Annotated in this window: 6 protein-coding genes; 4 read left to right on the forward strand and 2 right to left on the reverse strand. The window is 71.9% G+C overall.

Annotation, left to right across the window (positions count from 1 at the left end; all coding sequences use genetic code 11):
- Positions 1–2 precede the first annotated feature (2 nt).
- Positions 3–962 (reverse strand): D-2-hydroxyacid dehydrogenase, encoded by a 960-nt coding sequence (locus ACWD26_RS15390; protein ID WP_451270078.1) that lies wholly within the window; start codon positions 960–962, stop codon positions 3–5.
- Between the two features lie 164 nt (positions 963–1,126).
- Between ACWD26_RS15390 and ACWD26_RS15395 the strand changes: the two genes are divergently transcribed.
- The 3 genes from ACWD26_RS15395 (at position 1,127) to ACWD26_RS15405 (ending at position 4,005) form a co-directional block, all read left to right on the forward strand.
- Positions 1,127–1,936 carry a maleate cis-trans isomerase family protein gene (locus ACWD26_RS15395; protein ID WP_451270080.1) on the forward strand — a complete coding sequence of 270 codons (810 nt, stop codon included), beginning with the start codon at positions 1,127–1,129 and terminating at the stop codon, positions 1,934–1,936.
- Positions 1,933–2,664, forward strand: coding sequence for a maleate cis-trans isomerase family protein (locus tag ACWD26_RS15400; protein WP_451270082.1), 732 nt, complete (start codon positions 1,933–1,935; stop codon positions 2,662–2,664). The genes ACWD26_RS15395 and ACWD26_RS15400 overlap by 4 nt, the downstream gene beginning before the upstream one ends.
- A 225-nt stretch (positions 2,665–2,889) precedes the next feature.
- Entirely contained in the window at positions 2,890–4,005 is a 1,116-nt protein-coding gene (locus tag ACWD26_RS15405; RefSeq protein WP_451270084.1) for an LLM class flavin-dependent oxidoreductase, read from the forward strand.
- On the opposite strand, the gene ACWD26_RS15410 is transcribed toward ACWD26_RS15405, so the two are convergent.
- The gene (locus tag ACWD26_RS15410; protein ID WP_451270086.1) at positions 3,996–5,918 is read right to left on the reverse strand and encodes a putative bifunctional diguanylate cyclase/phosphodiesterase; all 1,923 of its coding nucleotides are present in this window, start codon (positions 5,916–5,918) and stop codon (positions 3,996–3,998) included. The genes ACWD26_RS15405 and ACWD26_RS15410 overlap by 10 nt on opposite strands.
- A gap of 390 nt (positions 5,919–6,308) precedes the next feature.
- Here ACWD26_RS15410 and ACWD26_RS15415 point away from each other — a divergent pair, with 390 nt between their 5' ends.
- Positions 6,309–7,937, forward strand: a complete 1,629-nt coding sequence (locus ACWD26_RS15415; RefSeq protein ID WP_451270088.1) for a M6 family metalloprotease domain-containing protein — start codon at positions 6,309–6,311, stop codon at positions 7,935–7,937.
- Positions 7,938–8,033 lie beyond the last annotated feature (96 nt).

Raw genomic sequence — 8,033 nt, forward strand, 5'->3', positions numbered from 1 at the left:
AGTTAGTGCCCGGGCACGTACCCGCGCTGCTTGTCCACCACGTTGGGCAGCGGCTTTCCCGCCTCCCACAGCTCGAACAACTCCACGAACTGGGCGCCGAGTTCGTCCCGCCACCCCACCGTGTCCCCGCTCATGTGCGGGGAGACGATCAGCCCGGGCACCTCCCACAGCGGGTCGTCCGGGCTCAGCGGCTCACGCTCGAAGACATCCAGCGCCGCCCCCGCGATCCACCGCTTCCGCAACGCCTCGACCAGCGCGTCCTCCACCACGAGCTGCCCACGCCCGACGTTGACGAACCGCGCGGACGGCTGCATGACCCCGAACCGCCGGGCGTCGAACATGCCGTACGTGGCCTCCGTCAGCGGCGCGGCCGCGATCACCCAGTCGGCGCGGGCCAGCAGCCGGTCGAGCTCCTCGGGGCCGTGCACCCCGGCGCGCGCGGTCCGCCCGACCAGGGCCGTGTGAAGGCCCAGGGTCTTCAGGCAGCGGGCGATCGCCCGCCCGATCGGCCCGGAGCCCACCACACAGGCCCGGCCGCCCGCCACCCGCAGCGACTCCCGATGCCGCCACTCCCGCCGCCCCTGCAACTCCCAGCTGCGCGGCAGGTCCTTGGCCATGGCGAGCACGAGCGCGGCGACGTACTCGGCGATCGGCGCCTCGAACACCCCACGGGCGTTGGTCACCACCGTGTCCTCGTCGGCGACGAGTTCGGGGCACAGCAGATGGTCGACGCCCGCGCTCGCCGTGTGCACCCAGCGCGGCCGGGGCCCGCCACCCGGCCAGGCCTCCCGCACCGCGCCGGAGGTGAAGTCCCACACCAGCAGTACATCGGCGTACGGCAGCCGCTCGGCCAGCGTCGAGGCGTCGGCGTACTCGATCGTGACCCGCCCGGTGAGCCGCCCGAGCCGGGGACGCGGTTCGGCGTCGAGGACGAGGAGGGTCGGTCGGGGAGTCGAGGTCATAGGCGAAAGCAACCCATCACAATCGGAAGCGGCTCTACCGGGCCCACGAGATGCGTGTGACATGCACTGATTGACCACGCTCGCACCCGAACCTACCTTCGTCAACACGGACTTGCGCACGGTCTGTCGTCCGCACATCTCTCTCCGTGAGGCCGGTGGCTGTCATGAACGTCTCCTTCCTCGGTGGACCCCAGCCGCAGCGCGGCGTCGGTGTCATCGCCCCGTTCGACTTCGCCCTCGACCGGGAGCTGTGGCGCTGGGTCCCGGACGACGTCTCCCTGCACCTCACCCGGACCCCGTACGTCCCGGTCGAGGTGAGCCTGGACCTGGCCCGCCTGGTCTCCGAGCACGAGACGCTCCACGAGGCGGTACGGGCCCTGAACGAGGTCGCGCCCGAGGTCGTGGCCTACGCCTGCACCAGCGGCAGCTTCGTCGGCGGGGTCGCGGGGGAGCGCGCGATGGGCGAGGCGATGACCCGCGCGGGCGCCGCGCACGCGGTCACCACCTCCGGCGCGATGCTCGCCGCCCTGGCCGAGCTGAACGCGCGCCGCATCGCCCTGGTCACCCCGTACACCGTCTCGGTCACCCAGTCCCTGGAGGAGTACCTCGCCGAGGCGGGCATCCTGGTCACCGGCCGCGCCTCGCTCGGCCTGGTCCGGCACATCTGGAAGGTCCCGTACCACGATGTGGTCGCCATGGCCCACCGCGCGGTCCGCAGCACGGCGCCGGACGCCCTCTTCATCTCCTGCACCAACCTGCCCACGTACGACGTCATCCCCCAGCTGGAAGCGGAACTGCGCATGCCCGTTATCTCGGCCAACCAGGTGACGATATGGGCGGCGCTGCGTCATCTGGGTACCCGGGCGGTGGGTCCGTACCAGGCTCTGCTCGACGAGTCGGCCAGGCAGACGTTCGGCGCGGGTCCCGTTCCGCCACCGCCGGTACTGCCGGAAGAACAGGAAGGTTGGGCATGACCGCACTCGGTTTCCTCTACCCGGGCCACTCCGCCGAGGACGACTATCCACGCATAGAGCAGCTGCTCGGCAGTGACATCCGGGTGGACGTGGTGCACACCGACATCGGCGAGGACGCCCACCGCGTGGACGCCCTGCGGGAGATGGGCGCCCCCGAACGGCTCGCCGCCGGCTGCGAGGCCCTGCGCCTGTCCGGCGCGGAGGCCGTCGTCTGGGCCTGCACCAGCGGCAGTTTCGTCCACGGCTACGAAGGCGCTCAGGACCAGATCCGCACCCTGGCCCGCGCCGCCGGTCTGCCCGCCTCCTCCACGTCCTTCGCCTTCGCCCACGCGGCCCGCGAGCTGGGCGCCACCCGGGTGGCGGTCGCGGCGACCTACCCCGACGACGTGGCCCAGCTGTTCGTGGACTTCCTGGCCGCGGCGGGGGTCGAGGTCCTCTCCGTACGAGGCGCCGGCATCATCACGGCGGCGGAGGTGGGCACCTGGGAACTGGACGAAGTCCTCACCCTCGCCCGCTCGGCCGACCACCCGGACGCCCAGGCCCTCCTGCTCCCGGACACCGCCCTCCACACCGCCTCCCACATCCCCACCCTGGAGAAGGAACTGGGCAAACCGGTCCTCACCGCCAACCAGGTCACGGTCTGGGAGGCCCTGAGGCTGGCGGACAGGAGGGTGAACGCCCCGGAGCTGGGGGCGTTGTTCACGCGAGAGCCAATCGTGCAGGTGTGACCACCGGCCGACACCCCGCGCCCTGAAGGGGCGCGGGGAACTGCGCGACAAGCCACGACGCACAGTCAGTCGGACACGCGCGACCGGACCGCGCTCTGGGGGTCGAAGGGGTGCAGCCCCTGGGGATGGGAACGGGTAGGGGCGGCGGGGGCGAGGGAATAACCGGAGCCACCCTCCTGTTGACCCACCCCGTACCCCCAGCCGCACGCCCCAGGAGGCCCCACCGTGACCACAGACGAGATACGAGGCGAAGCCAAGGGCACCGCCCCGGTCCCCCTCTCCGTCCTCGACCTGGTCACGGTCGGCGCCGGCCGCACAGCCACAGACGCCCTCCGCACCAGCGTGACCCTCGCCCGCCAGGCGGAGGACCGCGGCTACCACCGCCACTGGGTCGCGGAGCACCACTCCATGCCCGGCGTGGCCTCGTCCTCCCCGGCCGTGATCCTCGCCCACCTCGCCGCCCACACCACCCGCATCCGCCTCGGCTCGGGCGGCGTGATGCTCCCCAACCACGCCCCCCTGGTCATCGCGGAGCAGTTCGGCACCCTCGAAGCCATGGCCCCGGGCCGTATCGACCTCGGCCTCGGCCGCGCCCCCGGCACGGACGGCGCCACCGCCGCCGCCCTGCGCCGCTCGGCCAACCTCCACGAGGGCGCCGACGACTTCCCCGAGCAGCTCGCGGAGCTGACCCGCTTCCTGGACGACGACTTCCCCGACGGCCACCCCTACCGCCGTATCCACGCGGTCCCCGGCCCGGTCCAGGCCACCTCACCCGGTGGCGTCCAGTCCCCGCACCGCCCCCCGATCTGGCTGCTCGGCTCCTCCGGCTTCAGCGCCCGCCTGGCCGGCTCCCTCGGCCTCCCCTTCGCCTTCGCCCACCACTTCTCCGCGCGGAACACGATCCCGGCGCTCGACCTGTACCGCGAGTCGTTCCGCCCCTCGCCGGTCCTCGACGCCCCGTACGCGCTGATCGGCGTCTCGGCCCTCGCCGCCGACGAGGAGAAGGAGGCCCGCCGCCAGGTCAGGGCCGCCGCGCTCAACATGGTCCGGCTGCGCACCGGCCGCCCCGGTCTCGTCCCCACCCCGGAGGAGGCGGAGGCGTACGAGTTCAGCGTGATCGAACAGGACTTCATCGACTCCTGGAACGCGGACGTCGTCCACGGCACCGTCGACGAGGTCCGCACCCGCCTGGACGACCTCCAGAAGCGCACGGGCGCCGACGAGTTGATGCTCACCACCCACGCCCACAGCGCCGAGCTGCGCCTGCGCTCCTACGAACTGATCGCGGACGCCTACGACCTGCCACGGATCCCGCGCACCGAGGGCACCCCTCAGGCCTGAGGGCAGGCAGCCGCCCCCAGCAGCTCCGCGATCCGCTCCGGCGACACCGCGCGGGAGTACAGCCACCCCTGCCCGGTGTCGCAGCCGAGCCGGCGCAGTCGGGAGGCCTGCGCGTCGGTCTCCACTCCCTCCGCCGTGACGGACAGCCCGAGCCGGTGGGCGAGCTGGACGAGCGCCTCGACGATGATCTCGTCGGCGGGGTTGGGCTGCCCGTCGTCCCCGGCGGAGCCACCGGCGGGGGCTCCGCCGGGCCCACCGGCAGGGGCTCCGCCGGGACCCCCGCCCTCCTCCCCGCTCTCGTACTGGAACCCCCGTACGAACGCCCCGTCCAGCTTCAGCACCGACACCGGCAGCCGGCTGAGGTAAGCGAGGTTGGAGTACCCGGTGCCGAAGTCGTCGATGGCGATGCGGACGCCCATGTCGCTGAGGGCCTTGAGGGCCTGGAGGGGGCGGCCGGCGGAGCCCATCAGCGCGGACTCGGTGAGTTCCAGCTGGAGCAGGTGAGGGGCGAGACCGGTCTCCGCGAGGATCTCGGCGACATCGGCGACCAGGTCGGAGTCCCAGACCTGGCGGACCGCGACGTTCACACTGACGAAGATCGGCGGCCGGTCGGGGTGGTCGATCTGCCAGCGGCGGGCCTGTCGGCAGGCGGTGGCCAGAATCCATCGCCCGAGCTGGACGATCGAGCCGTCCTCCTCGGCGAGTTCGATGAACCGATTCGGCGCCAGGAGGCCGAACTGCGGGTGATGCCAGCGCACCAGCGCCTCGACCCCGCGCACCTCGCCGTCCGCCATGCCCACGAGCGGCTGGTACTCCAGGACGAACTCGCCCCGTCCGACGGCCGCCCGCAGTGTGGAGGACAGGGCCTGACGGGTCATCCGGTGGGCGTTGCGCTCCGGGTCGAACAGGGTCCAGCGGGCCTTGCCGTCGGCCTTCGCCCAGTACAGCGTCGTGTCGGCGGCCTGCATCAGTCCCGTCGCCGTCGTGCTCGCCGACTGCCGTTCGACGACCCCGATGGACGCGGAGACGGACAGCCGCTGGCCGGCCAGGTCGAAGGGCGCCTGCAGGGCCTTGAGGACGGAGTCGGCCAGATCGGCGAGTTGTTCCGTGCCGGTGGAGTCCTCCACCAGCAGCGCGAACTCGTCACCTCCGAGTCTGGCCACCAGCGGTGCCCCGGCCGCCGGGCCCCCCGCCCGGTGCAGGGCCGCCTCGTCGGCGCAGCGGGTGAGCCGCTCGGCGACGGCCGTCAGGAGCCGGTCGCCCGCGCGGTGGCCGAGGGTGTCGTTGACCGCCTTGAAGCCGTCCAGATCCAGATAGACCAGGCCGATCCGGCCTGTGCCGGCCTCGTCGTACTGGTCCCGTTCCAGGGCGGTGGAGAGTTGTTCGAAGAAGAGGGTGCGGTTGGGGAGGCGGGTCACCGGGTCGTGCATCTGCAGATGGCGGAGCCGGGCCTGGAGCTGGCGGTTGTCGCTGATGTCGGCCACCGAGAGCAGCACCGCCCGCTCCTCCTCGGGCAGCGGGGCCACCGACACCTGCACCCACAGCCAGGTCCCGTCGGGCTGTTTGAGACGGCGTGTACAGCGCAGTCGGGCCTGCCGGCCGCGCAGCACCTCGCGATACGCGTGCCAGGTGCGGGCATCCGAGGCCAGGTCCACCAACTCGGCGGCGACCCGACCCGTCAACGGCTCCGCGCCCGCCCCGAGCAGCGTCCCCATCGCGCCGTTGGCGGTGACGACCAGCCCGTCCCGGTCGACGACGGCCATGGCGAGCGGCGCGACGGAGAAGGCGGAGGGTGTCGTGGGGGTCTCCCTCGAGGGCTGGGACGACTGAACTGACGCATTGGCGTGACGCTCTGTAATCGCCGGCCGGACGAGATCTGCCGCGGGCGCCGGCCCTTGGGACGTTCCGCTCACCGTTCGCTCCCGCAGTGCACTCGTTTTCGTACGGATCTCATTTGTCTCGTCGGAGCGGCCCGACAAAGTGCGTAAGGGCGCTCAAGCCGTGTCTGTGCAGGAAAGTGTGCCGATCATAGAGGCTGACCCCAGGGCCTTCTAGCCACTCTCCAGTCTCCCTGAACAACGACCTGATCTGACAGATCGTTTCTGCTCCGAGCTGAACGACTTCCCCACTCCGTCGATCGGTTGTGACGTTCCGTGAGTGTCCGCGGTGTCGGCCACCGGAGACCATCCGACTCCTCCCCTTGCCCGGTCCCTCACTCTTCTGGTGCAGGCAAACAGGGCGAAGTACTACAAATTCCGAAAATCTGGACGCGGCATCCCCAAGATCCGCATCCGGAGGTTCCCGTGCAGCGTCCGCTCCCCTGGAAGGAACCTCTCGGCGACCGGGCACCCGGTCTCCGCAGTACAGCGGCCATGCTCACCTCCCTCACCGCGCTGGCCGCGACCTCCCTGATCGCGGCCCCCTCAGCCGTACCGCTGTCGGAGCCGTGCACGTTGCGGCGCACCCAGGCGCACCACTCGGAGGGCCTCGACACCTGGAATTCCGCGTATCCACGCCCCACCCGCGACCTCGACGCCGTACTCGTATTCTTGTCATTCCCGGACGCGGCACCCCTCACCACTCCGGCGGAGCTGACCGCGGATCACTTTCCAGCCACCAGCGAGTTCTTCGAACGCGCCTCGTACGGCAAGTTCGCGCTCCACCCCCATCCGCGCCGCGAGTGGCTGGAGATGCCGCGGCCCTCGACGGCGTACGCCATACGACGCGACTGGAACGCGAGGCACCGGGCCGCTTACCTCAGGGATGCCCTCGCGACGGCCGACCCGCACGTCGACTTCTCCCGCTACGACGTCGTGTACTTCGTCGCCGACCCGCACGCCCCCGGCGTCGACTCGGACGCGACGAAGGTGGTCAACCTCGAAAGGCCGCTGGAGGTCGACGGTACCGGCCTGCGCCGGGTCGTCACCGTGTTCGAGCGGCACCCCCCGGACCGCCTCGTCCTCGCCCATGAGACCGGCCACGTCTTCGACCTGCCCGACCTCTACCACCGCCCCGCCGACGGCAAGGGCGACTGGGACACCCATGTCGGCGACTGGGATCTCATGGGAAGCCAGTTCGCGCTGGCCCCGGACCTGTTCGCCTGGCACAAGTGGAAACTCGGCTGGCTTGAACCGCGCCAGGTGACGTGCGTACGGGGGACGGGGAGCACGCGTTTGACGCTGGAGGCGGTGGGGGCGGGGCCGACGAGCGGGTACGAGGAGGAAACCGCCGGGGTCGGGAACGCGGGTGGGGTCGGGGGTGCGGGCGGCGGGGGCGGCTCCGGGGGTGGCTCCGGCTCCGGGGTTGGGAGCGGCTCAGCCTCCGCGTCCGGCTCAGCCTCTGGGTCTGTCTCCGCGTCCGGCTCAGCCTCTGGGTCTGTCTCCGCGTCTGTCTCCGCGTCTGCCTCTGCCTCCGGCTCCGCGTCTGTCTCCGCGTCTGCCTCTGCCTCCGGCTCCGCCTCCCCCTCCGTGTCTGCGTCCGCCTCCGGCGGTGGTGCCGACGCCGTCTTGCCGGAGGGCTCCGGAGGTGGTGTCGCGGCTCACCCGGGCGGTGGGGCCGACGGCGGGGTGGCCGGGCCGCGGGGCTTCGGTTTCGGCCGGGGGACGAAGCTGGCGGTCATCCGTACCGGTCCCGAGAGCGCGCTCGGCATCGAGGCCCGGGGCGCGGTCGGTAACGACGCCGCCGTCTGCACCCAGGGCGTCCTCGTCTACCGCATCCGCAGCGGCGCGGAGTCCGGCGGCGGCCCCATCGAGGTCCTCGACGCCCATCCCCGCACCGAGTCCTGCTGGGAGGACTCCGTCTATCCGCCCCTCGCGGACGCGCCGGTGGGCGTGGGCGAGAGCTTCACGGTGCCGGGGGAGGCCGTACGGGTGGAGGTGGAGGGGCGCACGGCGTCCGGGGCGTGGACGGTGAAGGTCACGACGGGCCGGTAGAGGGAGGGGAGGGAGGAGGGTGAGGGTGAGGGGAGGCTGGCGGCGCACGACACGAAGAAGCCCCTCGCTTCCGCGAGGGGCTTCTTCGTGTCGTGC

This window comes from Streptomyces sp. NPDC002787 (assembly GCF_053592095.1).

What these genes read in the sequence shown, in the direction of transcription:
- ACWD26_RS15390 (WP_451270078.1), bottom strand. Translation starts at nt 962, where the DNA reads ATGACCTCGACTCCCCGACCGACCCTCCTCGTCCTCGACGCCGAACCG.
- ACWD26_RS15395 (WP_451270080.1), top strand. Translation starts at nt 1,127, where the DNA reads ATGAACGTCTCCTTCCTCGGTGGACCCCAGCCGCAGCGCGGCGTCGGT.
- ACWD26_RS15400 (WP_451270082.1), top strand. Translation starts at nt 1,933, where the DNA reads ATGACCGCACTCGGTTTCCTCTACCCGGGCCACTCCGCCGAGGACGAC.